Genomic DNA, 23,469 nt, shown 5'->3' on the forward strand with positions numbered 1-23,469 from the left:
CGAATTTTCGATGAACCGTGACAAAAATCGCGGCAATCGGCGCCGCGATCGTGTCGCGCCGGAACGGCCTTACCAGCCGCGGATCACGCCTGATCCAGCTCGAACACCTTGTGGAGCGCGCGCACGGCCAGCTCCATGTACTTCTCGTCGATCAGCACCGAGATCTTGATTTCCGACGTGGAAATCATCTGAATGTTGATGCCCTCTTCCGACAGCGTGCGGAACATCTTGCTGGCGATGCCGACGTGCGAGCGCATGCCCACGCCCACCACCGACACCTTCGACACCTTCGGATCGCCCGACACGCTGGCCGCGCCGATGTGGGCCTTCACGCCGTCGTTCAGGATCGTCAGCGCGCGCTGGTAGTCGGCGCGCGGCACGGTGAACGTGAAGTCGGTCTTGCCCTCGACGGACTGGTTCTGGATGATCATGTCGACGTCGATGTTGGCGTCGGCGATCGGGCCCAGGATCTGGTAGGCGATGCCCGGCTTGTCCGGCACGCCGAGCACGGTGATCTTGGCCTCGTCACGAGCGAAGGCAATGCCGGAGATGACGGCTGCTTCCATTTCAGAATCTTCCTCAAAAGTAATCAGCGTGCCCGAGTGCATTTCCTGCTCGAGCGGCATCAGGGGATCGGTCAGCGACGACAGCACGCGGGTCTTCACGCGGTACTTGCCGGCGAACTCCACCGAGCGGATCTGCAGCACCTTCGAGCCCAGGCTGGCCATTTCCAGCATTTCCTCGAAGGTGATCTGGTCGAGCCGGCGGGCGTCTTCCACCACGCGCGGGTCGGTCGTGTACACGCCGTCCACGTCGGTGTAGATCAGGCACTCGTCGGCCTCGATGGCGGCCGCGATGGCCACGGCCGAGGTGTCCGAGCCGCCGCGGCCCAGCGTGGTGATGTTGCCGTCGTCGTCGATGCCCTGGAAGCCGGTGATGACCACCACCTTGCCCGCCTCCAGGTCACCCAGGATGCGCTCGTCGTCGATCGATTCGATGCGGGCCTTGGTGTAGGCCGAATCGGTCTTCACCGGCACCTGCCAGCCCGTGTAGCTGACCGCGTCGATGCCCTCGCCATGCAGCGCGATGGCCAGCAGGGCCACGCTGGCCTGCTCGCCCGTGGACGCCAGCATGTCCAGCTCGCGCGGGTCCGGCTGCGCGGAAATTTCCTTGGCCAGGCCCAGCAGGCGATTGGTCTCGCCCGACATGGCCGAAGGCACCACGACTACGCGGTGACCGGCGCGGTGCCACTTGGCCACGCGCTTGGCGACATTCTTGATGCGTTCCGTAGAACCCATCGAAGTGCCGCCGTATTTGTGAACGATGAGAGCCATCTTCTTGTCGACGCCAGCGATTGTGCAAAGCCGATGAAATTACACGATGTGTCGCGTCCCGTAAAGGCCAGCGGGCGAAGAAAGGCCAAAAACGTGGCAAATTTGACGCTGTTTTTATGTGAATTCTATTCACATAGAGAATTAAATCTGTCCCTATTTATGACGTAAGGTGGGGCCACCCGGCCCGCTTGCCAGCGCTTCAGCGTCCGGCAACCGGCGCCGCCAGCCACTCCACGCGCCAGCGCGGCGCCCCCTCCACGGCGGCCGGCCAGCGGCGATGCATGCCCAGGCCGCCGGCCATCACAAGCTGCTGGCCACCCTCGGTCGATGCGCTCCACAGCAGCGGCAGATACAGGCGGCGCCAGGCCGGGATGCCGGCCTCCTGGTACGCCTGCTTCAGCGCCCGCGCCGGGCCGCCGGGCCGCAGGACGATGCGTTCGCCCCCCGCCCGCGCGGTCAGCCGCAGCGGTGCGCGCAGCACGGCTTCGGGCACGCCGAAGGTGTCGTCCCGCGCGAAATGCAGTTCGCCCCGCCATGCTGGCACCACGATGCGGGCTTCGCCGTGCCAGTCGAACGCGAACGGCGCCGGCGTCTCGTCGGGCACGCGTTGGCAGGCCAGCACGCGGCCACGGAACCGGCGCAGCACCAGTCCATCGTGCGCAATGGCGGGCTCTCCGCCGCCATGTTCGATCAACTGCGCGCGCATCGCCGCCAGCCGCGCGGTGCTGGGCGGCTGGGCGCCGAGGTCGCGCAGCCAGTGCCGGAGCACCGCATCGGCGTGCTCGGCCGGCAAGGCGCGCAGGCCGGCGAGGTCGAGTTCAGAAAGGGTATCGGCATCGCGCCCGGCGCAGACCAGCCGCGCCAGCGCCTGCTCGGCCAGCGCATCGAGCATGCCGGCGGCCTGGCCGAAATGGGCGGCAGCCTGGGTCACATTCTCGTAAAGCGCGGGAAATGCCTGCAGCAGCCCCGGCAACTGCGCGCGCAGCGCGTTGCGGGCGAACCGTGTGTCGGCGTTCGAAGGGTCGTCGATCCAGCGCAGGCCGTGCGCGTGGCAATAGGCGTCGACCTCGGCACGCGACACGTCGAGCCAGGGCCGCAGCAACTGCACGTCGCCGCGCGCATCGAGCGGCCGGCGCGCCGGCATCCCGGCCATGCCGGCCACGCCGGTGCCCCGGAACAGCCGCAGCAGTACGGTCTCCACCTGGTCGTCGCGATGATGGGCGAACAGCAGCAGCCGGGCGCCCTGCTCGCGGCACATCCGCCCCAGGGCGTCATAGCGGGCGCGTCGCGCGGCGGCCTCGATGCCCTCGCCCGCCATCGGCCGAACGGCGACACGGGTACTGGCCAGCGGCACGTCGAGCTCGGCACAGAGCGTCGCGCAGAAGTCGTCCCATGCATCGGCTTGCGGCTGGAGCCCGTGATGGACGTGCAGCGCCACCAGCCGCGCCAGCGGCCACGTAGCGGCCAGCGCCGCGCGCGCGGCATGCAGCAGCGCCACGGAATCGCGCCCGCCCGACAGCGCCACGGCCACCGTGGCGGGCGGCGTGCCGGCGGCTTCCGGGGCGCCAGAAACAACAAAGGCCGCACTGGCCTGTAGAGCCTGTGCGACCTTGTCGGTCAGACGCGCGGTCAGGTGCGTCGGGTCTTCGGTGCCCACGTCACTCCTGGGCGCCGGTTTCCTTGAACTTGCCATAGGCCATCAGGCGCTCGTGGCGGCGCGCCTGCAGTTCCTTGACGCTCATGCCCTGGAACTGGCGCAGCGATTCGGCCAGCGACCGCTTGAGCATCGTCGCCATGCCCTTCGGGTCGCGGTGGGCACCGCCAAGCGGCTCGTTGATGATCTTGTCGACCAGGCCCAGCGCCTTCAGGCGGTGCGCGGTCAGGCCCAGCGCCTCGGCGGCTTCCGGGGCCTTCTCAGCCGTCTTCCACAGGATCGACGCGCAGCCTTCCGGCGAAATCACGGCGTACGTGGCGAACTGCAGCATTTGCACGACGTCGCCCACGGCAATCGCCAGCGCGCCGCCCGAGCCGCCCTCGCCGATGATCGTGGCGATCAGGGGCACCTTCAGGCCGGCCATGACGTAGAGGTTGTGGCCGATCGCCTCCGACTGGCCGCGCTCCTCGGCGTCGATGCCCGGGAACGCGCCCGGGGTATCGACGAACGTGAAGATCGGCAGGCCGAACTTGTCGGCCAGTTCCATCAGGCGCTTGGCCTTGCGGTAGCCCTCGGGCTTGGACATGCCGAAGTTGCGCAGCGCGCGTTCCTTCGTGTCGCGGCCCTTCTGGTGGCCGATGACCATGCACGCCTGGCCGTTGAAGCGCGCCAGGCCGCCGACGATCGACAGGTCGTCGGCAAACGCACGGTCGCCGTGCAGTTCATGGAAGTCGGTGAAGATCTCGCGCACATAGTCCAGCGTGTACGGACGCTGCGGGTGGCGCGCGATCTGCGCAACCTGCCACGGGGTCAGGTTGGCATAGATATCCTTGGTCAGCTGCTGGCTCTTGCCGGCCAGCCGCGAAATCTCTTCGGAAATATCGACAGCCGAGTCGTCCTGCACAAAGCGCAGTTCTTCGATCTTTGCCTCGAGCTCGGCAATCGGCTGCTCGAAATCCAGGAAGGTGGTTTTCATAAAAACGCGGACCTGTCTGTGAAGGGGCGCATTCTACCGGAAAAACTCCAGAAGACTGCGACCCAATATGTTGATTTCTATGCATTTTTGGCAGGCGTCAACCCGCCGATGCCTCATGCTGCCACTTCCTGCCGCTAATACGTCACTGGCAGGGGGTCCAGGCTGCGCCACATGTACCACGTGGCCACAGTGCGCCAGGGCTCCCAGTTGGCCGCCACCTCGCGCGCCTCGCTGCGGGTGACGGGTTCGCCACTGAAGTAGTTGGCCGAGATCGCGTTGATCAGGCCCACGTCGTCCAGCGGCAGGACGTTCGGACGCATCAGATTGAACATCAGGAACATCTCGGCCGTCCAGCGCCCGATGCCCCGGATCTGCGTCAGCTCGGCGATCACGGCCTCGTCGTCCATGCCGGCCCAGTCGTTCACGTGGACCGTGCCGGCCTTGAAGTGGCTGGCCAGGTCGGTGATGTACTCGGCCTTGCGCTTGGACAACCCGCACCCGGCCAGTTGCTCGTTACCGGCGCGCAGGAACTGTGCCGGCGTGACGCGCGGACACAGCGTCACCAGCCGTTCCCACACCGACTGCGCCGCCTTGACCGAGATCTGCTGGCCGACGATGGATCGCGCCAGCGTGATGAACGGGTCACCGCGCGACACCAGGTGGGCGGGCCCGTAGGTCGGAATCATCTTGCGCAGGATGCGGTCGCGCTTCATCAGGTCGGCGCAGGCCTCGTCCCAGTAGGCCGGGCGCACGGCGTCGACCACGGTCTCCACCGGCAGCGGCACGGCCCGCGCCTCGGGCAGGTCGACCTTGCGGCCCTTGCCGCCGGTCTTGGTGGCGGCAGCCGCCTTCGGCTCGTCGCGCGCCGGCACCCTGGGCGCCTGCCTGGCGGCGGCCTTGCCGGCAGGCTTGGGCGCGACGGTTGCGGATTTCGGCTTGCGCGCGGCAGCGTTCAAGCACGCCTCCACTCGGTGGCACCACCCGGCTTGTCTTCCAGTACCACGCCGACCTCCAGCAACGCCGCGCGGATGCGATCCGCCTCGGCAAAGTTGCGCTCGGCCTTGGCCGCGCGGCGTGCCGCGATCTGCGCGTCGATCTGTTCGGCGCTGAGCCCGTCCACGCTGGCCCCGCCCTGCAGGAACGTGTGCGGATCGCGCTCCAGCAGGCCCAGCGTGCCGGCCAGCGCCTTGAGCTGGTGGGCGGCCTGGAGCGAGCCGGACCGGTTCACCTCGCTGGCCAGGTCAAACAGCACCGACATGGCGATCGGCGTGTTGAAGTCGTCGCTCATCGCCTCGGCAAAGCGGCGCGCGTGCGCCTCGTCCCAGTCCACGGCGCAGCCGCCCGGCTGCGTTTCCTTGAGCGCCGTGTACAGGCGCGTCAGCGCATGGCGGGCGTCGTCCAGGTGGGCGTCGCTGTAGTTCAGCGGGCTGCGGTAGTGCGCGCGCAGGATGAAGAAGCGCACGACCTCGGGGTCGTACTGCTTGAGCACTTCGCGGATCGTGAAGAAATTGCCAAGCGATTTCGACATCTTCTCGTCATTGATACGCACGAAGCCGTTGTGCATCCACATGTTGACGAACGGCTTGCCGCTGGCGCCTTCGGACTGCGCGATCTCGTTTTCGTGGTGCGGGAACTGCAGGTCGGCGCCGCCGCCGTGGATGTCGAAATGCTCGCCCAGCAACGTGCAGCTCATGGCGGAGCATTCAATATGCCAGCCCGGGCGGCCGCTGCCCCACTTCGAATCCCACTTGCTCTCGGGCGGCTCAGACTCCTTGGCCGACTTCCACAGCACGAAGTCCAGCGGGTCCTGCTTGGCGTCGTTGGCGCTCACGCGCTCGCCGGCGCGCAGGTCCTCCAGCGACTTGCCGGACAGCTTGCCGTAGCCCGGGAACTTGCGCACCGAGAAGTTCACGTCGCCGTCGGCCGCCTGGTAGGCCAGGCCACGGGCTTCGAGCTTGTCGATGATGTTGAGCATCTGCGGCACGAACTCCGTGGCGCGCGGCTCGTAGTCGGGCCGGATCACGCCCAGCGCGGCCGCATCCTCGTGCATGAACTGGATGAAGCGCGTGGTGAGCTGGCCGATGGTCTCGCCGTTCTCGGCCGCCCGGCGGATGATCTTGTCGTCGATGTCGGTGATGTTCTGCACATACGTCACATCGTAGCCGGCGGCGCGCAGCCAGCGGTGCACCATGTCGAACACCACCATCACCCGCGCGTGGCCCACGTGGCAGTAGTCGTACACGGTCATGCCGCACACGTACATGCGGACCTTGCCGGGTTCGATTGGCACGAAAGGCTGCTTCTCACGCGCGAGCGTGTTGTAGATGTTCAGTTGCTGCATGGAGCTTGTGTGATGAGTGGCAGGGCGGCGTGCGCGGCGGGCGCGCCATGGCGCACGGGCCCCATATCTTACCGGAACCCCGCTGGGCCGGCCGGGGGACGGGTGGCGGCGCCTGGGGCGCGCCGTGCACGCCGTGCCGCTTTGCTAGAATGCCGCGGAGTATAACGGACCGCCCTTACATGAGCCTGCTTCTGCCTTTCCCGATCTCCGCGACGGCCCGCCGTGGCGCCGCCCTTTCCGTCGCGCTTCCCGTCGCGGGTGCGCTGGCGATCGCCGGGGCGCTGCTGGCCCGGCCGGCCGCCGCCCAGAACGGCCCGATGTCGATGCCCGCGGCGACGGTGACCACCGGCGGCGTGGCGTCGGCGGACCCCGGCATGGTGCCCGCGCAGAAGGCCGTCAACGACCAGCGCTACGACGACGCCATCAAGGGCTTCGACAAGGTGCTGGCCAGCAACCCGCGCAACGCCCAGGCCCGCTTCCAGCGCGCGTGGGCCATGGCCAAGGCCGGCCGCGAGGACGAAGCCATCCAGGCCTTCGCCGAGATGGCGCAGGACTTTCCCGAGTTGCCCGAGCCGCACAACAACCTGGCCCTGCTCTATGCCAAGCGCGGCGACCTGAAGCGCGCCGAGGCCGAGTTGCTGCTGGCCATCGATGCCAAGCCCGACTACGCCATCGCCTACAGCAACCTGGGCGACGTCTACCGGCGCCTGGCGGAAAAGGCGTATGGCGATGCGGTACGCCGCAACCCCGCCGACGCCCGCGCCGCCGCCAGCCTGCAGCAGCTTGGCGGCACGCCGGCCCCGGCCAGTGCGCCGGCCGCCGCGCCGCGCGTGCGCAAGGCGCCCGCCAGCGCCCCCGCGGCCCGCTGACCCCGGCACATCGCGGCGGACGGGCCCGCGCCCGGCCGCTGCCGCCCGATCTCCCTTGATTTACCTGCACTGAAAGACGGAGTTCCAGACATGACCCTTTCCCGACGCATCGTCCTGGCCGGCCTGGTGGCCGCCGCCACCGCGCTGAGCCCGCTGGCCGCCATGGCCCAGGGCGCCAGCCCGGCCGCCGCCGCTCCCAAGGCCGAGCGTGTGCAGTTCGTCACCAACGCCGGCAAGTTCACGATCGAGGTCTACCCCGACGCCGCGCCCAAGACCGTGGCCAACTTCATGGAATACGTGAAAAGCGGCTTCTACAGCGGCACCATCTTCCACCGCGTGATCAACGGCTTCATGGTGCAGGGCGGCGGCTTTGACCGCGACATGAAGGAAAAGCCCACGCGCGCGCCAATCCCGCTGGAGTCGCAGAACGGCCTCAAGAACAAGGCCGGCACCGTGGCCATGGCGCGCACGTCGAACCCGAACTCGGCCACGGCCCAGTTCTTCGTCAATGTGGTGGATAATCCGAACCTCGACTACCCGCAGCCCGATGGCAACGGATATGCCGTCTTCGGCAAGGTGGTGGAAGGCATGGACACGATCGACAAGATCAAGACCACGCCGACCACGGCCTACGGCGCCATGCGCAACGTGCCGGCCGCCCCGGTCGTGATCGAGTCCGCCACCGTCGTCACCAAGTAACTCCCGGCCCGCCGCCGCGCGGGCCTCACCGTCACCAGACAGAGGTCACCCATGAGCAAGGTACAACTCCAAACGACGCAAGGCGTCATCACCATCGAACTGGACGCCGAGAAGGCCCCCAAGACGGTGGAGAACTTCCTGTCGTACGTGCGCAAGGGCCACTATGACAACACGATCTTCCACCGCGTCATCAAGAACTTCATGATCCAGGGCGGCGGCTTCGAGCCGGGCATGAAGCAGAAGGACACCGACGCACCGATCGAGAACGAAGCCGGCAACGGCCTGAAGAACGACCGCTACACGGTGGCCATGGCCCGCACCAACGCGCCGCACTCGGCCACGGCGCAGTTCTTCATCAACGTGGTGGACAACGACTTCCTGAACTTCAGCTCGCCCACGCCGCAGGGCTTCGGCTACGCGGTGTTCGGCAAGGTCGTGGAAGGCACCGACGTCGTGGACGCCATCAAGGCCGTGCGCACGGGCAGCTCGGGCTTCCACCAGGACGTGCCGATGGACGACGTGGTGATCCAGAAGGCCACCATCGTCGAATAATCGTTCGACCGCCCTCTTCCTCCCCCACGCGGCATGCCGCTCGTGAACCGACCTTTCCGACCCGCATGACCGCAACCCTGCCCGCGCCGGCAGCCGCACCGATCGAGGTGCCGGCGCCGGCGTGGTTCATTTCCGATCTCCACCTGACGCCGGGCATGCCCCGCACGCTGGCTGCCTTCCAGCACGTGCTGGACGACGCCGCGCGGCAGGCCCGCGCGCTGTTCATCCTGGGCGATTTCTTCGAGTTCTGGGTAGGCGACGAGGAGACCGATACGCCGTTCGCGGCCGGCATCGCGGCGGCGCTGCGCCGGCTGGCCGATACGGGCGTGCCGGTTTTCCTGATGCACGGCAACCGCGACTTCCTGATCGGCCAGCGCTTTGCGCGGGCGGCCGGTGCCACGCTGCTGCCGGACCCGACCGTGATTGTCTGCGGCGGCGCGCGCGTGGTGCTGAGCCACGGCGACCTGCTCTGCATCGACGACCCGCGCTACAACCGCTTCCGGCACTGGACGCGCAAGGGCTGGGTGCAGCGGCTGTTCCTGGCGTTGCCGCTAAACACGCGGCTGAAGATTGCCCGGCGGCTGCGGGCCGACAGCGAGGCCGGCCGTGCGCGCCAGGCCGACGGTGCGGCGCCGCCGGACTATGGCGATGCGTCGCCGGCGGCCGTCGAGGCGCTGCTGGCATCGAGCGCGGCCCGCACGCTGGTCCATGGCCACACCCATCGCCCGGCGCGCCACACGCATGCCGGCGGCGAACGCTGGGTGCTGACCGACTGGGATCTCGACGGCCGGCGCCCGCGCGCGGCCGTCCTGCAACTGGACGCCGACGGCTTCCGCCTGCTGCCGCGGGTGGACTGACCGGAGCCGCCGGTCCTGCCCCGCCGCACGCCGGCGGGCGCTATTTCATCAGCTTGCGCAGTTCGCTGGCGTCGAAGCGATCGTTCGGCGTGTTTTCCAGGTGCTCGCCCAGCCGGTCCAGCGCGGCCAGCACGGCCTCGATCCGGTCATGCTGCTTGGCCGCGTTGTCGATCAGGCTCTTCAGGGCCAGCGACACCGGATCGTCGGCATTCGGCGTGATGCCGTAGGCCGAGAACTCCTGCTTGGCGCCCTGCTGCGTGGCCGGCGCGTCCGGCATGATGATGCGGGCCGGGATGCCCACGGCCGTGGCGCCCGGCGGCACCGGCTTGAGCACCACCGCGTTCGATCCCACGCGCGCGCCGTCGCCCACCTCGAATCCGCCCAGCACCTTGGCCCCGGCGCTGACCACCACGCCCGCGCCCAGCGTCGGGTGGCGCTTCTGGCCCTTGTAGAGCGACGTGCCGCCCAGCGTCACGCCCTGGTAGATCGTGCAGTCGTCGCCAATCTCGGCTGTCTCGCCAATCACCACACCCATGCCGTGGTCGATGAACACGCGCCGGCCCAGCCGGACGGCGGGATGGATCTCGATGCCGGTCAGCCAGCGCGACCAGTGCGAGATCCAGCGGCCCAGCCAGTGGAATCCGCCGCGCCAGCAGGCGTGGGCCACGCGATGGAACATCACGGCGTGCAGCCCCGGATAGCAGGTCAGCACTTCCAGGCGGCTGCGCGCGGCGGGGTCGCGCCGCATGATGGCATCGATATCTTCCTTCAGGCGAGTGAACATCTTCGTCGTGTCGTGTTGCCGGGCCGTGCGCGCGTCCGCACGGCATGCGGACGGCGCCGGCACGGTCATGAGCCGGTAGGGCCTGATTCTGGTAGGGGGACGGCCTCGCGGTGGCGAGCAGGGAGTGTAAGAGATTTAAGCGCCTGCCGCCGGGCCCTGAGGCCATCAGGGCTTTTCGGGTCGCGGCGGCTTCAACATCGCGCGGGCTGGCCGGCGCAGGCGCGCGGCGTCTCACGGCCGGGGGCGGGGCCGCGGATGGCGCGCTGCATGTCGGGTGCCGGGACGCGGGTCACGGAATTCAGCCTTCCTTGTTGCCTTCGGTCTGCCTGCCGGCCAGCAGCATGCGCTTGGCGATGCCGCGCAGGATGTTCACTTCCTCGCGCTCCAGCCCGGCCCGGGCAAACATGCGCCGCAGGCGCGGCATCAGCTTGCGGGGGTTGTCGGGGTCCAGGAAGCCGATGGCCACCAGCCCGGCCTGGAAATGGTCGAACATCGATTCGACCTGCTCCGTCGTGGCCGGCTCGCCAGCATAGCCGATATTCGGTGCGCCGTCCGGCACCACGCCGGCCGCCGCGTGGGCGTCCAGCAGCGCCAGCCGCAGCTCGTAGGCCACCAGCTGCACGGCCTGGGCCAGGTTCAGCGACGCATAGGCCGGATTGGCAGGAATATGGGTCACGGCCGAGCAGCGCAGCACCGCTTCGTTGGGCAGCCCGTAGCGCTCGTTGCCGAACACCAGGGCGATCTCCGCGCCGTCGTCGGCCGCCAGCAGCGCACTACCCCGGGCCGCGGCGGCGCGCGGCAGCAGGCGCGGCGGGCCGAATTCGCGCTGGCGGGCCGTCATCGCCACCGTGAAGGCCGTGCCGGCCAGCGCCGCCTCGATGTCGCCGACGATCCGCGCGCCGGCCAGCACGTCGTCGGCACCGCTGGCCATGGCCACGGCGTCCGGATGGGCCAGCACGCCCGGCTCGCGCGGCGACACCAGCACCAGGCTGCCCGGCGCGTCGCCAAAGCCCATCGTCTTCATGGCCCGGGCCACGGACCCGACATTGCCCGGGTGGCTGGTTTCCACCAGCACCACGCGCACACGGGAAAAAATGCCGGACAAGCCACCGGCGACGGCGTCCGCGGGGGCCTGCCCCGCCTGGGAATTCAATGCGTCAGTCATCTGGGATGCCCTGGCCGCGGCGTTTGCCGTGCGCGACTCGTATGGCGGGCCGGGTTCCTATACAATGCAGCCTTCCAATTGCGGCGCGGCGCCCGAAGCTCTGGCGACGCCCCTCGTTCTTCGACAATCCGTTGTGCTGTTCGGCCCTGGCCGGACTGTCCGTGCGCCCCGTCCGCCATGATGATCCTGGCGGCAGGCCGCCATCCGGGCAGGTCCGCGGGCCCCTGGAGAGATTCATGCATCCGATGCTCAATATCGCCGTCAAGGCGGCCCGCAAGGCGGGATCCATCATCAACCGCGCGTCGATCGACGTCGATCTGGTCCGCGTCTCGCGCAAGCAGCACAACGATTTCGTGACCGAAGTCGACCGCGCCGCCGAGGCCGCGATCATCGAGGTCATCCGCACCGCCTACCCCGAGCACGCCATTCTAGCGGAAGAGTCCGGCCAGTCCTGGGCCGAGGGCGAGGAACAGGCCGAATTCACCTGGGTGATCGATCCGCTGGACGGCACCACCAACTTCATCCACGGCTTTCCGCAATACGCGGTCTCGATCGGCCTGCTGCACAAGGGCGCGCCGTCCCAGGCCGTGGTCTACGATCCCACCCGCGACGAACTGTTCACGGCCAGCAAGGGTGCCGGCGCGTTCCTGAACAACCGCCGCATCCGCGTGACCCGCCGCGACAAGCTGGCCGACTGCCTGATCGGCACCGGCTTCCCGTTCCGCGACCTCGAAGGCGTCGAGGAATACCTGGAAATGTTCGCGCTGATGACGCGCAGCTGCGCCGGCCTGCGCCGCCCGGGCGCCGCCGCGCTGGACCTGGCCTACGTGGCCTGCGGCCGCCTGGACGGCTTCTTCGAGCGCGGCCTGAAGCCGTGGGACATGGCCGCGGGCATGCTGCTGATCACCGAGGCCGGCGGCCTGGTGGGCAACTACGCCGGCGAATCGCGCCAGATGGAACAGGGCGAGGTGCTGGCCGGCAACCCCAAGGCGTTCGCCCAGATGGTGCGCCTGCTGTCGCCATACTCGCTGGACAACGCCAAGCCCGCGCTGAAGCCCATCGAGGGCTGAAGCCGGACAGCGCCGGGGGCCCGCTGTGGCGCCCCCGCTGCCTTCCCGCCTGCCATCCGTGCTGCCGCCGGCGCCTGTGCCGGCCCCTCCCCGCGCCGCACGGCGGGCCGCCAGCCGACATCCTCGGTCTGGTCCGACCCAGTTTAAGAATCCTCCGCATTACAACGCACCGGCTTCCCGCTAGATTGGCGAGGCAGGCAGTAAAATGCCCCTTTGCGCCCCGGCGCGAACCGATATACCGGCGGCCCGGCCCGTGGGCCGCCCGAGAGGAATGCATGTCCGCAGAAGCCTTTTCCCAACCAGCCGAAACCACGCGCCCCGATGCCGTCCCGGACGCCGCGCCCGTGTCCGCCGAGACCCTGGCCGCCGCGGAAGGCAAGCCCCCGCGCAAGGGCCGCGCCGACAAGGCGGAGCCGGCCGACAAGGCTGACAAGCAGACGCCGATGATGCAGCAATACCTGTAGCGCGCCAATGCTAGGTCCCAGCAGCGACCTACGCTAAAAGCTACGCCTCTTTTGCGCCGCTTCCGGCGCGTCTTACTCCCCTCCCGAATTTAGAACTGCTTCGTCGTCAACCTTGCGCTTGCTAATGCGTGTGCTAATATGTGTGCATGTTGATAACGAATGCACGGAGGCGGCAATGAATACGAGCCAAGCCACGGCAAGACAAGCGGCGCATGAAAACCTGATGCCTGAACTTGTCCAGGCCCTCGCCAACCTTAAGCGGGCCCATGAGCGCCTTCTGGCGTCGGACGCAGCGCGGTCGGACGAGATCCGGGCCGCCGATGCCGCCCTTGCAAAAGTCGGAACTCAATCGTGATCGGAACGGGCCACACCTTCACGCTGGACGCGCCTTTCACAGGGCCGCACGGCGCGGTGCTCGAAGGCTTCCTTCGCGTCGGCTTCATTCACGACGAAGAAGCCAACGAAATCGAGGTCACCGAAACCACCCTTCAGGTCGGACCCCATCGGTTCCCCTACAACGGCGACGAGCGCCTGATTCGTGCCGAGTGCTGGGCAAAGCTGATCGTGGAAACGATGGAGCGCGCGCCATGATCGACATGCAAGACCCCATCTTCATCCGGCTTCGAGACAGCAAGCGCGTGCAGCGCTGGACTCTCGTCGGCATCGCCGTCATCGCAGCTTTGGCAATGGCCTTCCCGTTCCTGACGGGCGCCTATCGCTAACCCCAAATCCATTCACCAGAGAGGACAACCATGCCGCAGATCGCAATGCAGGACGTCGACTCGTCGCAATTCCACAGCATCGGCCACGACGTCACCAGCAACACCCTCGCCATCCGGTTCAAAAGCAAGGCCGGTGCGGGGAGCCTGTACCACTACGCCAACTTCACGGCAGCAGAGTTCGAGGCATTCAAGAACGCGGAATCGATCGGCGCCTACTTCGGCAAGTACATCAAACCGGAGACGGCCAAGTATCCCTTCACCAAGGTCGAGCCGGCCACGGTTGCCTGATCACCCTTTAACAGGAGTCTGGACATGGACGACTTCGTAATGATCTGGGCGCTGCTGGCCTTCGTGCTGGTTGTCGGCGTGCCCCTGCTTTCCACGCTGCGATGAAAGCCTACATCTGCTGCTACTGCGGCGCCGGCGACCACACCGTAGCCGGTTGTCCATGGACCAGATTCGCCCGGGTAACGCTTGCCCGCCCCTGAACTGAACGAGAAAGACATGACCCAAAAGACCAACGACGGGGAATGGACAGCCGAAAAGGTGCCGATGGAAGCCGTGGAGGCGTTCAACGAGCACTGGTGTTGCAATGCTGTTTACGACTGGCCGGAAAGCAGCATTGCGAAATGCAAAGCCGGGATCGCGGCAGCCGTCAACGCGATGGCCGACGAGACCGCATACCTGCTGGCCGGCAAGAATGGCGAACGGTTGCTGGAATCGGTTGCGCAGTTTCGAAGTGCCGCGAGTGCCGACAAGGCGCAGGACCAACGCGATATTGATGCGCGGGAGGCGTTGCAGCGCAAACACGGAACGCTGGCGACTGTTGAGGATGCGGCCGCCCATATCGAACGCAAAGCAGAAACTCATGCCAACGATCTTGGCTACGGCGTTGGCGGAACTCTTTGCTTCGGTCGGCAAGAAGAGATGGACCACTACACGACGCTGACGGAGCTTGCAGAAGAGCTTCGAATCCTCGCCCGCCCCGCCCAGGAAGCGTTGTCCTCCGCGATCTCATGGAGTGGCTTTAATCTCCACGGAAACGAAGCAAGCGTAAGGGAAGCGCGTCGTCTGATCGATCGATCAGACCGGCTAGAACAGTTGGAGAAGGAAATCTCTGCCCGGAACGCCGCCCCGGAAGCGTTGGGCGCTGCGAAGGGGGTGGAATTGGTTGGTGCCCTCGAAGAAGCGCGCCGCGAACTTCACGCCTGTCAGGCGGTGATTCACCTCGCCGGTGGCTTCGACCCGGCTTACGTGAAAGGCGCGCAAGCCGCAATCCAACGGGCAGACGCCATCCTCGCCAAAGCAAAGGGAGAGCAATCTGGTTCGGTACATGAGCGTGACGCTGCGCGCTGGCGCATGCATGTCAGGATGATGCTGCGAAAGCACGGCGCAATCGAGGTGCGCGAAACCATCGATGCAGTAGACCACGCTATTGCAGCCAAGGAGCAAGCATGATTTACGACCGTTGGGATGTACTTCTTATATCGCTATTCATGTTTGGCCTTGGGCTGATCTTTGGCTATGCATGGGGCAACTTCAACGGGCGGTTCGACAAGGGAGAGCAATCATGACGAACCCCAACACCACCGCACGCCAAGCGGGGCTGACTGAGCTAATCCAGCAGCTTTACGGCGTCATCGCCGATGCGCGAAGCAAAGAACAAACGCTAGTCACCATCTCGGTCACGGACTTGGATGACGTGCTACTCGCCGCCCATTCTGCGGATGCCCGCAATGCGATCGACAAAGAAGTATGTGATGCATTCAATTCTGGATTCGCCGCCGGGGAAGCGGCTGGCATTCGTAAGGCCCGCAATGCGGAGGGGGTGGCGCTGACGGATGAGCAGATCGCCGAGAGAGAAGAAGTTCGTTACTGGAAAGCCAACGAGCCTGCCCGCGCCGTGTTGGCGAAATGGAGGGCGGGAAATGAGTGAGAAGCTACAACACGCGATGCGTGAAGGATTCGAAGCGCAACGGCGTTCTGGCGTGAACGTAGATTGGTTCACGTGGCAAATTGCGTGGCACGACGCCCGCGAACTGGAGCGCGCCAGCCAGCCTGGTGGCGGGAGGCTGTTCCGGCGGACGGGTACGCAATCGTGCCGTTAGTGCCTACAACAGCGATGATCGAGGCGTGGAATAACAGTGGTGCCGACGACTTCAAGATTAAGGACCCGAACTATTCAGAGTTCACCGACGAAGAATGGGGCGTCTGGAAAGCGACGAACGCAACCAAAGACTGGCAAGCAATGATCCGCGCTTCGCTGGACGGGCGGAGGGAGGAAGGGTAACAACCATGGCGAAATACACTAAACAATTGGCAGCGGCAGCAAAAGCTGTTGGTGCGGAAATGACTGACTATTCCGACCGTACACCAGATCATTGGAAGATCGAAAAAGAACCTAACTGGTGGGTGGAGTGGGACCCTTTGGCGAGTGATGGTGACGCTATGAGGATAGCGGTTAAGTTGGGACTCAATGTCCATGTGGATATCGCCCGCGGATACACATCGGTTTCCTACTCTGATGGCGTATGGCACGCATTGTCGTCAATTGAGCACGGCGGGGATGCATGCAGTGCCACCCGTCATGCCATCGTGACAGTCGCAGAGGCAATCGGGGAGAAGATGAATATCGATGCAGCTATTGCCAATTGGAATAGCCGATATGGAGCTGGCGGGGGACAACCGTGAACAAGGAATTTGAGAAGTGGTTCCGAGCAGAGGTAGTCGCTGAGCGCTTGTACCCGGCCGATGAGGAAGGGGCTCGCGCCGCATGGCAAGAATCGCGCAAGCAGGCTGGGTGGCAGCCGATTGCGACGGCGCCCGATGGGCAGCTTGTCGTTGTGCTCTGGCTGGACAAGGGCGACATAGAGCATCCGGAACGTCATGCCTTCGATTTCAAGGACGAAGGCATTTGGCGCCAGCACTCGGAGGACTACGAGCACTACCTCTGTGTAGGCGGTTCCATGGGACCGGGCCCGAGCGAGCAGGCGCCATACACCAACTGGATGCCCCTACCGCAACCACCGGCCATGCAGAAAGACTGATGCAAGCAGCCGCCTGCGTCAGTTACCGGTCTGCTGCAGCAAGAGTCCACCTCGCCGGCGGCCGTTTCTGTCCCGCGCGCTAACGTTGATCAGCTTGTTGCGCCGACCGCAATGCGGGCAGATGAAGTAGATGCCGAAGTCGTCGATGCCAGGCTCCACGGCGTCGGCGGAGATTTCGGCGCGGCATCGGATGCAGATCCACATGGCCGCCTCCCCCCTGAAGGTGCGGACCTCTACGATAGGCAAACTGGGCGGGCCATTCAAGCCGCGCCTCCGTTTAGTCCAAATTATTCAAAACCAATAATTCAGGTGCGGGCAGCCGCCGTATACTGCTCGCAAGCACGAGACTCGCAGAATCAGGTACGGAGGAAGCATGAGCATTGCCTACAACGCCATGATGTTCGCCCGCCAAGTCCACAAGGACCAGCGGCGGAAATACACAAACAACCCCTATTTGGACCATCTTGCCGAGGTAGCGGGGATTGTGAGCTCGGTTGCCTTCTCAAGCTATGGGGATCGCGCAGAGGAAATGGTGGCCACCGCTTGGCTCCATGACTGCGTAGAAGACCAGTCCGTAACGCCCGATCATTTGACCGAGGCTTTCGGTGAGTTCGTTTCGCGTGGAGTCATGTTCTTGTCCGACCTCGAACAGGGTAACCGGGCCGAAAGGAAAGCCGCTTCCAGGGCTCGCCTGGCCGCTGCGCCAGGCTGGGTCCAAACGGTCAAGTGTGCCGACCTGATCAGCAATACATCGAGCATCGTCATGCACGACCCGGAGTTTGCCAAGCTCTACCTCGAGGAGAAACGGCCGCTTCTGGACGTGCTGACGCAGGCGGACCCGCGTCTGGTCGCAATCGCGCGGGCCCAGGCTTGCGCCTAGTGTTCGCCTTCTAGGGAATCGTCGGCATTGAAGAAGCTGACCACCGGCACTGCGCGCAACTGAGGCCGGGCCGCCCTCTCCTCCTGCGCGATCTCCAGCTCGTTGCTGAGGTTCTGCGTTAGGGCGGCTCCCACCTGGCAAAGCCGCTCGACCTCTTGGTCGTCCACCCCCAGCGCTTGCAAGGCGCTGAAGATGCCAGCGACACCCTCTGCGATTTTCCTTGCCCCTTCCAAGCCGGCCGGCACCGGCGGCGTGCTTCTTTCGTTCATTGCGTTCACGTACCCCTCACTTTTTTGGATTGACCATCCCTGCCTGACCGACCGGGGGACCCGCGCAAGTCCCACCGAACCCCTGTACAACTACTGTATATTCATACAGTATATAGCCAGTGTGAGTGCTGTTGCCACAACCTGCCAATTGGGTTTTTCAATGTGCTTCTTGACACCCATTGAGCGGCATACATTAAAGACATGAGGGCGAGATGAACGACCGGTGCGGAGAGCCATTGCTGGCTCGCCGGACAGTGATCGACGCGGCCAGGCGCCTACTAGCTGCGCTGGATAACTTGACGGCCGGAACGGAGGCTGCTGGCTTCCACGGCTGGGAGAACGGGTACGGCGAACCAGCCGGTGAGGCCGTCGAGGAAGCGAGACGGGAACTGGAGGTGTTGCTAGATGCCTCGGCTTAAAGCCCTGCCCCGCCCACCCGCGCCGCCGGGCGGCCTGCCCAGCAATCCAATCGAGCCGGCTTACGACCGCTATTACGTCCTGGACGAAGCGGGCGCGCCGCGGCGTTGCTACGACTACACCGAGCACGCCATGTGGATGACTTGCGATGGCAAAGCCTGGCAGATTAAGGACTTGCTGCCGGAATACGCGGTCGAGGTCTGGACCTACTTCTCCGGCTGGGCGAGCCTACGAGACGACAAGCCGCCCATGTTCCGGACCACCGTCAACGGCGGCATGAGCAAGTCCTTCGAGTCTGAGACGTGGGAAGAGGCTGAGGACAAGCACCGCAGGGTGCTAGAGAAGATTCGGCGGACCCTGCCTGCCAAGGACGGGTCGTAGCTGCATGCAAAAAAGCGAGGCCGGCGGGGCCGCCAGCCCCGAACTACTACGGAACGGGTTCACTGGAAAAGCAAGTGAATCCGGTATTACGTCACAACACGATTTAACTTTAGAGCGTGGCGCCCCCCCGGCGTAGGGACGACAACATCACACGACCGGGGCACACTAAAGGTTCGCGATTGACCCCGCGATTTTCCATGTCGCCACGCGGAACATCCCTGCGTGGTTTTTTTTGCCCGCGTCCCTTAGGTGGATGTCAGACGCCTACCGATAGTGGCGATGCGTGGACCGCGCGCAGACTGTCTTCATAACTCTAGGAGACAGCCATGGCAGCAGATATCCATGTGGTACCGGCCGGGAACGAATGGGCCGTCGAGACGGCCGGCGGCGGCGACCGAACAATGTTCTTCACGCAGGAGGAAGCGATTGCCGCCGGCACCGAGCGCGCCAAGCGCGACAAGGTCGAGCTGCTGATTCACGGCCTCGACGGCCAGATCCGCGCTCGGAACTCCTTCGGCCATGACCCCCGCGACGTCAAGGGCTAAGCGCCATGCCCCGAGGCGACGGCGCCCCGACACTGGACCAGCTCTGCCCCATGCTGCTTACAGAGCGAAAAACCATTCCGCGCGAGGGCGACTGGCTCTACGAGATCAAGTACGACGGCTACCGCGTCTTGGCCAGTACCGGATCCACGGCCCGGCTGAAGAGCCGCGGCGGGATTGACGCGACTGCCTGGTTCCCGGAGGTGGCCGCCGCAGTCGCGGACATGCCGAGTGGCAGCGTGCTGGATGGAGAGGTATGCGTGTTGGACGACCTGGGTCGGAGCAATTTCGACCGCCTGCACGCGCGTGCGCGGCGCAAGGGTTGGTACGAAGGCGCGGACCTGGTCGTCTATTGCGTGTTCGACGTTCTGGTCGCCATGGGTAGGGACTTCCGGCCCGTAGCGTTGGAGAAGCGCAAGGCAATGCTGGCCAAGCTGCTGCGCTCGCACGGCGGCCAGGTGCTCCATGTCACGGGCGTCGACGACGGCGACTGGCTGTATCGCTCCGCCCTAGAGCTGAAGCTGGAGGGCGTGGTCGGGAAGCGGCTCGGCTCGCCCTATCAGAACGGGGTACGCTCGGCGGACTGGATCAAGGTGAAGCGCCCCGGCGCGGTGCCGCCTGAACGCTTCAAGCGATGACCTTCCACAACGGATCGTCCCCGCCCGGAGAGCCCGTAGCGCTTCCGCATACCTTTCCTATATTTTAATTTTACGTTTTCTTATGTTGTCCTATACTTCTTTACCCGGACAACACGAAACACGATGTACACACCGCCAAACATTCAGATCATCCACGACGCACAAGGCAAGCCGGCCTTCGTGGTGATCCCATACGCCGACTATGTCTCCGAAAGCGGCGCTGACCGTGACTGGGTTCCCAATGAGGTTGCCCACCGTCTCCTGGTGGAGGGCCTTAGCCCGGCCCGCGCCTGGCGCGAGCATCTGAACTTGACCCAGAAAGAAGTTGCCAACCGCATGGGCATTTCCCAGCCTGGCTACGCCGAGATGGAGAACGGCAACGGCAAGATGCGCAAGGCGACGCGGGTGAAGGTAGCCTCTGCGCTCGGCATCACGCCTGGCCAGCTAAACGTTATCGCCTGAATCGCCCCAAACACGTTCCCTTTGAAGCCGGCCATGCGCCGAACGATATGCCCATCTGGAAGTGCCCAAATCATCATGTTGATCACGCTCCATCGCAGCGGACATCGGGCGCTTTTTGTCCGCGTTGGTACCGATTTGGCGACGCTCCCCTCTCACGTCATCGAGTGGTTAGGGCCCATCGAAACATCGGCAGACTCTCGACTAGACGTCGACACCCCCATGCTGGGTCTGATGCCGTCCGCCGTCATGAACGATATTGAGGCCCACGGGTATTGCGCGTTAGACGCCCCTAGCGGGGCGCCAGCGTAGGACAGTTCCGGGAACTGGAACTTACATTCAGCCACGACCCATCCGGGCCGCGGTTTTTGTACCCCGAGCGATTTAAGCGGTAGTTATCACCCTTTTGGGCGATGCGCCAGGCCGCTTTCCCGTGACATCCTCGGCACCGCCGGGAAAACCGGCGATTACTTCCTAAATCGATTGAGCCAAGGCTATGGCGGCCGTGGCGTTTTTTTGTCCAGAACGATGCGTTACAATCCGCGCCATGAAAAAGCACTGGAAGACCATCCTCATCTGCGCCGCCCTCGCGGCCATCTCCATTTGGTCGCTGCTAGCCGCCGAAGAAGAGGATTGTGACCGCGTGCCTCGCTCTAACCCCGCCCTAACCTTCATTCCGGAAGTTTGCCGCTAGGCCGACCACCGCGCAAAGCAGCATTTACGGCGAAACGGGGCGGTATGGTATGTCTGCCTCACATTAGCCAGAATGCCAAATCTGTTCCGCATAGCAAAATCCCCACAAAGGTAGGGAACGAGTTGCCGCAGTTGGTTGTATATTCGAGGGTCCGCCGTTCCTTGTCTCGATACATTGACAAGGTGAATCTTCACGGACCCAGCCGAGAGATATGAAGTCGAGCACTCGCGTCGCAGCACTCCTCATCGTCATCGTACTAGCCGCCGCAGCATGCGGCGCTTTCATATCGACCACGTTTGCGCCCAGGTGGCAGGCTACCGTTCTTGTCGGCATCGGCCAAATCGGGATTGGAAGGGACCGTCGCCTGACTGATCCAGGTGCGTTGGTCCAGCGCGTCAATTTCAAGGGTTTCGCGCAACAGGCGCTGAAAGCGGCCGGGCTACCCCCGGATTCCAGCGTCGATATGTCGGCTCTCCCGATGAGTACGCTGAAGGCAACGGTAGCGCGTGGGGGCGACCATTTCGTCGAACTCAGCGTAGAAGCTCGATCCCGTGACCAAGCAATGAAAGTTGCTGAGGCCGCATTGGGCATCCTGCAAGCAGAACATGCTCAGATTCTTCAGCCGGGAAAAGCGCGGCTTGAAAAGAGCCTCGCGGACACCAACAAGTCGATTGAATCCTTGACCCGTGAACGCACGCTTATCTTGGAACGGATCCAGAGCAACGGAGACTCGGCAGCCAAGAAGTTCTCTGAGAACGTGATGCTCTCCGAGGCGATTCGATCCAGCGACACGGAACTGCGCGTACTGCGCGAAATGCAACGCTCCCTGGAAGAACAACTGGACCCGTCACGCACGTTTAACACACGAGCGGTTGCTCCTATCTACGCACCTGAGCGTCCCATCAAGCCCAAGAAGCTGGTGGGCGCGCTGATCGGACTGTGTTTTGGCCTCCTCCTCGATTTCGCCCTTCTGATTTCTATCAACACGGGCTTTCGTCGCCAGTTCAATGCGTTCACCGGGCTGGCGCCCGCCGCACGCTAAGTCCTACGGAATTTCGGCGTGCCGCCGATAACAAAGGTTTGCTGCTGTGAAAGATCACAGCGTTCACCCGGCGAGGTGGCGCCCCGCACGTCTCGCCGTCTTTTTCCGCTACCGAGGCCACGCCTCTACGGTCATGCGATGCCGGGCGGCGCAGTCACCTAGCGCTTTGAGGACATCGCCCATCACCCATTCCTGCCAAGCGTCATAGTCGGCCGCCGCCGGCGCGTCCGGGATCCGGCATGGCGCGGCCAATGCACTATCGAGCGGCGGCGGCCTGCTTGGCCGCATCGACGGCGTCGGATAGCTTGCGCACCCGGAAATCATCAGGGCGGCAATCCACGGGCAGAGGCTTTTTCGCATTTCGGAATTCCTTCACGGCCTGATCGACCTTGGCGGCCAGCGTGGCCTGGCTGGCGTTGAACTCGTCGGCCTTGGACCGGATGGTCCGCGTGGCCACACCCAGGTCCTCGATCGCCTTGTTGGCACCAGCGAGGTCGGCCTGAGCGCCGGCCGCCTTCATCCGGTCAATCTCGGCGTCCTTGCGCCACCCGTTCGTTACCCAGCCGGCGGCAAAGATGGCAGCGACCAAGGCGACGACAGCCACCACTCGGTAGATCGGGGCCCTCACTTCGTCACCGCCTTCTGCGCAACGTTGCCTGCGATGTAGGCAGCGACGACGCTGCCTACAGTCGCGCCCCACACCGCGGCATCGATTGTGCCGATCAGCAGCATGCCGTCGGCGGACACGATGACCAGCAACGCAGCCAGGAACTTGCGGCTTCCGTATCTCATTGGGACTCCAGGCATTTGCGGTTGCGACCCAGTTGGCGAGTCCATACGCCATAACAGCGCTTGTTCCCCGGCGTCGAGCAGTCGTACCCGGCCGAGTACTTGTAGAGCAGCAACGCATTGCACGCGCCTACATAGTCGCCCATCAGCAAGTCCCTGCGCATGCTGGACGCCCGCCAATTCCCGATACCAAATTGACCGACGAAGTCCATGTAGACGTCGAACTCCGCCTGGTGAAGCTTTACGCCTGGCAGGCTCGCAACAAAGCGCTTCTCGTCAGCCGTCATCAGATTTCTGGCGAGTATCGCCGCCCGCTCCCGCGTAATCTTGTCGCCCATTCGAACCGGCCGACCATCCTCGTACCGGGTCGATCCATGGCCGATTGTCGGGACGTCTCCCTTCGTTGGTATGACGGCGTGGTCGGTGAAACCTTCCGAGGCTTGCCATCCGGCGAAGCCCGCCGCCGACATCGTTAGCGCTGCGACCGCAATCCGCTGCTTAAGCATCGGGCGCCTCCGCATCCGGCCCACGTCGCAGCCAGGGGCGGACGGCCTTCCAGATGAAATTCCCGATCAGCAGTAGTACATAAAAGGCCGTCAGCCAACTGGCCCAGTCCTGCACGCTATAACCCATGAAGGTCATCACGGTCACAGGCGCCGCCGGTGCAAGCTTCACTGCTTCGTTTGCCATGTCGGCCTCGATCATTAATTTCCCCGGAGATAATGAAAAAGCCCGCCGAAGCGGGCTCTAGAAACTGGTGTGGTCTGAAGTGCGGTGACCAGTCCGCACCGATATCGATGACCGCGGTGCCTGCCGCGCGCGTT

General features: G+C 64.8%; 34 protein-coding genes. 21 read left to right on the plus strand and 13 right to left on the minus strand.

The window, feature by feature from the left end; all coding sequences use genetic code 11:
• Nucleotides 1–83: 83 nt before the first annotated feature.
• From EHF44_RS16530 to cysS, 5 genes are all read right to left on the minus strand, one after another.
• A complete protein-coding gene (locus EHF44_RS16530) occupies nucleotides 84–1,334 on the minus strand; it encodes an aspartate kinase (protein WP_124684645.1) in 1,251 nt (416 codons plus the stop codon).
• A 199-nt stretch (nucleotides 1,335–1,533) separates the two neighbouring features.
• Nucleotides 1,534–3,027, minus strand: coding sequence for a tRNA lysidine(34) synthetase TilS (gene tilS, locus EHF44_RS16535; RefSeq protein ID WP_172966074.1), 1,494 nt, complete (start codon nucleotides 3,025–3,027; stop codon nucleotides 1,534–1,536).
• On the minus strand, nucleotides 2,993–3,964 hold the full coding sequence (locus EHF44_RS16540; protein ID WP_124684646.1) for an acetyl-CoA carboxylase carboxyltransferase subunit alpha: 972 nt from the start codon (nucleotides 3,962–3,964) through the stop codon (nucleotides 2,993–2,995). Before EHF44_RS16540 ends, tilS begins: the two co-directional genes overlap by 35 nt.
• Nucleotides 3,965–4,098: 134 nt before the next feature.
• The gene (locus EHF44_RS16545; RefSeq protein ID WP_437340302.1) at nucleotides 4,099–4,932 is read right to left on the minus strand and encodes a DNA-3-methyladenine glycosylase family protein; all 834 of its coding nucleotides are present in this window, start codon (nucleotides 4,930–4,932) and stop codon (nucleotides 4,099–4,101) included.
• Nucleotides 4,917–6,305, minus strand: a complete 1,389-nt coding sequence (gene cysS / locus EHF44_RS16550; protein WP_124684648.1) for a cysteine--tRNA ligase — start codon at nucleotides 6,303–6,305, stop codon at nucleotides 4,917–4,919. The genes EHF44_RS16545 and cysS overlap by 16 nt, the downstream gene beginning before the upstream one ends.
• Nucleotides 6,306–6,484: 179 nt before the next feature.
• Here cysS and EHF44_RS16555 point away from each other — a divergent pair, with 179 nt between their 5' ends.
• The 4 genes from EHF44_RS16555 to EHF44_RS16570 all read left to right on the plus strand — a co-directional run bounded on the left by EHF44_RS16555 (nucleotide 6,485) and on the right by EHF44_RS16570 (nucleotide 9,282).
• A complete protein-coding gene (locus EHF44_RS16555) occupies nucleotides 6,485–7,174 on the plus strand; it encodes a tetratricopeptide repeat protein (RefSeq protein WP_124684649.1) in 690 nt (229 codons plus the stop codon).
• A 90-nt stretch (nucleotides 7,175–7,264) separates the two neighbouring features.
• Complete coding sequence (locus tag EHF44_RS16560) at nucleotides 7,265–7,873, plus strand: peptidylprolyl isomerase (protein ID WP_124684650.1); 609 nt, start codon at nucleotides 7,265–7,267, stop codon at nucleotides 7,871–7,873.
• 51 nt (nucleotides 7,874–7,924) lie between these two features.
• The gene (locus EHF44_RS16565; RefSeq protein ID WP_124684651.1) at nucleotides 7,925–8,425 is read left to right on the plus strand and encodes a peptidylprolyl isomerase; all 501 of its coding nucleotides are present in this window, start codon (nucleotides 7,925–7,927) and stop codon (nucleotides 8,423–8,425) included.
• Between the two features lie 65 nt (nucleotides 8,426–8,490).
• On the plus strand, nucleotides 8,491–9,282 hold the full coding sequence (locus EHF44_RS16570) for a UDP-2,3-diacylglucosamine diphosphatase (RefSeq protein WP_124684652.1): 792 nt from the start codon (nucleotides 8,491–8,493) through the stop codon (nucleotides 9,280–9,282).
• Between the two features lie 40 nt (nucleotides 9,283–9,322).
• Here the strand turns inward: EHF44_RS16570 and cysE are convergent, their stop codons facing one another.
• Nucleotides 9,323–10,066, minus strand: coding sequence for a serine O-acetyltransferase (gene cysE / locus EHF44_RS16575; protein ID WP_124684653.1), 744 nt, complete (start codon nucleotides 10,064–10,066; stop codon nucleotides 9,323–9,325).
• A gap of 298 nt (nucleotides 10,067–10,364) precedes the next feature.
• Complete coding sequence (locus EHF44_RS16580; RefSeq protein ID WP_124684654.1) at nucleotides 10,365–11,231, minus strand: RNA methyltransferase; 867 nt, start codon at nucleotides 11,229–11,231, stop codon at nucleotides 10,365–10,367.
• A 236-nt stretch (nucleotides 11,232–11,467) separates the two neighbouring features.
• Here EHF44_RS16580 and EHF44_RS16585 point away from each other — a divergent pair, with 236 nt between their 5' ends.
• From EHF44_RS16585 to EHF44_RS16625, 11 genes are all read left to right on the plus strand, one after another.
• The gene (locus tag EHF44_RS16585) at nucleotides 11,468–12,301 is read left to right on the plus strand and encodes an inositol monophosphatase family protein (RefSeq protein ID WP_124684655.1); all 834 of its coding nucleotides are present in this window, start codon (nucleotides 11,468–11,470) and stop codon (nucleotides 12,299–12,301) included.
• Between the two features lie 275 nt (nucleotides 12,302–12,576).
• The gene (locus EHF44_RS16590) at nucleotides 12,577–12,765 is read left to right on the plus strand and encodes a hypothetical protein (protein ID WP_124684656.1); all 189 of its coding nucleotides are present in this window, start codon (nucleotides 12,577–12,579) and stop codon (nucleotides 12,763–12,765) included.
• A 175-nt stretch (nucleotides 12,766–12,940) separates the two neighbouring features.
• Entirely contained in the window at nucleotides 12,941–13,120 is a 180-nt protein-coding gene (locus EHF44_RS16595; RefSeq protein WP_124684657.1) for a hypothetical protein, read from the plus strand.
• The gene (locus EHF44_RS16600; RefSeq protein ID WP_124684658.1) at nucleotides 13,117–13,356 is read left to right on the plus strand and encodes a hypothetical protein; all 240 of its coding nucleotides are present in this window, start codon (nucleotides 13,117–13,119) and stop codon (nucleotides 13,354–13,356) included. The genes EHF44_RS16595 and EHF44_RS16600 overlap by 4 nt, the downstream gene beginning before the upstream one ends.
• Entirely contained in the window at nucleotides 13,353–13,487 is a 135-nt protein-coding gene (locus EHF44_RS28870; protein ID WP_301337469.1) for a hypothetical protein, read from the plus strand. Before EHF44_RS16600 ends, EHF44_RS28870 begins: the two co-directional genes overlap by 4 nt.
• A gap of 30 nt (nucleotides 13,488–13,517) precedes the next feature.
• Nucleotides 13,518–13,775, plus strand: coding sequence for a KTSC domain-containing protein (locus EHF44_RS16605; RefSeq protein ID WP_124684659.1), 258 nt, complete (start codon nucleotides 13,518–13,520; stop codon nucleotides 13,773–13,775).
• A 216-nt stretch (nucleotides 13,776–13,991) separates the two neighbouring features.
• On the plus strand, nucleotides 13,992–14,945 hold the full coding sequence (locus EHF44_RS16610) for a hypothetical protein (RefSeq protein WP_124684660.1): 954 nt from the start codon (nucleotides 13,992–13,994) through the stop codon (nucleotides 14,943–14,945).
• A 112-nt stretch (nucleotides 14,946–15,057) separates the two neighbouring features.
• Nucleotides 15,058–15,423: a hypothetical protein gene (locus EHF44_RS16615; protein ID WP_124684661.1), complete on the plus strand. Its 366-nt coding sequence runs from the start codon at nucleotides 15,058–15,060 to the stop codon at nucleotides 15,421–15,423.
• 186 nt (nucleotides 15,424–15,609) lie between these two features.
• Entirely contained in the window at nucleotides 15,610–15,777 is a 168-nt protein-coding gene (locus EHF44_RS28375; protein ID WP_172966075.1) for a hypothetical protein, read from the plus strand.
• A 5-nt stretch (nucleotides 15,778–15,782) separates the two neighbouring features.
• Nucleotides 15,783–16,178, plus strand: a complete 396-nt coding sequence (locus EHF44_RS16620; protein ID WP_124684662.1) for a hypothetical protein — start codon at nucleotides 15,783–15,785, stop codon at nucleotides 16,176–16,178.
• Nucleotides 16,175–16,534, plus strand: coding sequence for a hypothetical protein (locus EHF44_RS16625; RefSeq protein ID WP_124684663.1), 360 nt, complete (start codon nucleotides 16,175–16,177; stop codon nucleotides 16,532–16,534). The genes EHF44_RS16620 and EHF44_RS16625 overlap by 4 nt, the downstream gene beginning before the upstream one ends.
• An 18-nt stretch (nucleotides 16,535–16,552) precedes the next feature.
• Here the strand turns inward: EHF44_RS16625 and EHF44_RS16630 are convergent, their stop codons facing one another.
• Nucleotides 16,553–16,738 (minus strand): hypothetical protein, encoded by a 186-nt coding sequence (locus tag EHF44_RS16630; protein ID WP_124684664.1) that lies wholly within the window; start codon nucleotides 16,736–16,738, stop codon nucleotides 16,553–16,555.
• A gap of 169 nt (nucleotides 16,739–16,907) precedes the next feature.
• Here EHF44_RS16630 and EHF44_RS16635 point away from each other — a divergent pair, with 169 nt between their 5' ends.
• The gene (locus EHF44_RS16635; protein WP_124684665.1) at nucleotides 16,908–17,414 is read left to right on the plus strand and encodes an HD domain-containing protein; all 507 of its coding nucleotides are present in this window, start codon (nucleotides 16,908–16,910) and stop codon (nucleotides 17,412–17,414) included.
• On the opposite strand, the gene EHF44_RS16640 is transcribed toward EHF44_RS16635, so the two are convergent.
• Nucleotides 17,411–17,683 carry a hypothetical protein gene (locus EHF44_RS16640; RefSeq protein ID WP_124684666.1) on the minus strand — a complete coding sequence of 91 codons (273 nt, stop codon included), beginning with the start codon at nucleotides 17,681–17,683 and terminating at the stop codon, nucleotides 17,411–17,413. The two genes, EHF44_RS16635 and EHF44_RS16640, sit on opposite strands and share 4 nt — an antisense overlap.
• Nucleotides 17,684–18,088: 405 nt before the next feature.
• Here EHF44_RS16640 and EHF44_RS16645 point away from each other — a divergent pair, with 405 nt between their 5' ends.
• The 5 genes from EHF44_RS16645 to EHF44_RS16665 all read left to right on the plus strand — a co-directional run bounded on the left by EHF44_RS16645 (nucleotide 18,089) and on the right by EHF44_RS16665 (nucleotide 21,856).
• Nucleotides 18,089–18,481, plus strand: a complete 393-nt coding sequence (locus EHF44_RS16645) for a hypothetical protein (RefSeq protein WP_124684667.1) — start codon at nucleotides 18,089–18,091, stop codon at nucleotides 18,479–18,481.
• 326 nt (nucleotides 18,482–18,807) lie between these two features.
• On the plus strand, nucleotides 18,808–19,026 hold the full coding sequence (locus EHF44_RS16650) for a DUF2188 domain-containing protein (RefSeq protein WP_124684668.1): 219 nt from the start codon (nucleotides 18,808–18,810) through the stop codon (nucleotides 19,024–19,026).
• 50 nt (nucleotides 19,027–19,076) lie between these two features.
• On the plus strand, nucleotides 19,077–19,661 hold the full coding sequence (locus tag EHF44_RS16655; RefSeq protein ID WP_253699908.1) for an ATP-dependent DNA ligase: 585 nt from the start codon (nucleotides 19,077–19,079) through the stop codon (nucleotides 19,659–19,661).
• Nucleotides 19,662–19,784: 123 nt separating this feature from the next.
• A complete protein-coding gene (locus tag EHF44_RS16660) occupies nucleotides 19,785–20,123 on the plus strand; it encodes a helix-turn-helix domain-containing protein (protein WP_124684670.1) in 339 nt (112 codons plus the stop codon).
• A gap of 902 nt (nucleotides 20,124–21,025) precedes the next feature.
• The gene (locus EHF44_RS16665) at nucleotides 21,026–21,856 is read left to right on the plus strand and encodes a hypothetical protein (protein ID WP_124684671.1); all 831 of its coding nucleotides are present in this window, start codon (nucleotides 21,026–21,028) and stop codon (nucleotides 21,854–21,856) included.
• 256 nt (nucleotides 21,857–22,112) lie between these two features.
• Here EHF44_RS16665 and EHF44_RS16670 read toward each other — a convergent pair whose 3' ends face one another.
• From EHF44_RS16670 to EHF44_RS16680, 4 genes are read right to left on the minus strand one after another with little or no spacing between them, the layout of a single operon-like run.
• A complete protein-coding gene (locus EHF44_RS16670; RefSeq protein WP_124684672.1) occupies nucleotides 22,113–22,463 on the minus strand; it encodes a hypothetical protein in 351 nt (116 codons plus the stop codon).
• Between the two features lie 17 nt (nucleotides 22,464–22,480).
• Nucleotides 22,481–22,648 carry a hypothetical protein gene (locus EHF44_RS28380; RefSeq protein WP_172966076.1) on the minus strand — a complete coding sequence of 56 codons (168 nt, stop codon included), beginning with the start codon at nucleotides 22,646–22,648 and terminating at the stop codon, nucleotides 22,481–22,483.
• On the minus strand, nucleotides 22,645–23,151 hold the full coding sequence (locus tag EHF44_RS16675; RefSeq protein ID WP_124684673.1) for a glycoside hydrolase family protein: 507 nt from the start codon (nucleotides 23,149–23,151) through the stop codon (nucleotides 22,645–22,647). Before EHF44_RS16675 ends, EHF44_RS28380 begins: the two co-directional genes overlap by 4 nt.
• Nucleotides 23,144–23,350, minus strand: coding sequence for a hypothetical protein (locus EHF44_RS16680; RefSeq protein ID WP_124684674.1), 207 nt, complete (start codon nucleotides 23,348–23,350; stop codon nucleotides 23,144–23,146). Before EHF44_RS16680 ends, EHF44_RS16675 begins: the two co-directional genes overlap by 8 nt.
• Nucleotides 23,351–23,469: the final 119 nt, after the last annotated feature.

The organism is Cupriavidus pauculus, from assembly GCF_003854935.1.
GTDB lineage: Bacteria > Pseudomonadota > Gammaproteobacteria > Burkholderiales > Burkholderiaceae > Cupriavidus > Cupriavidus pauculus_C.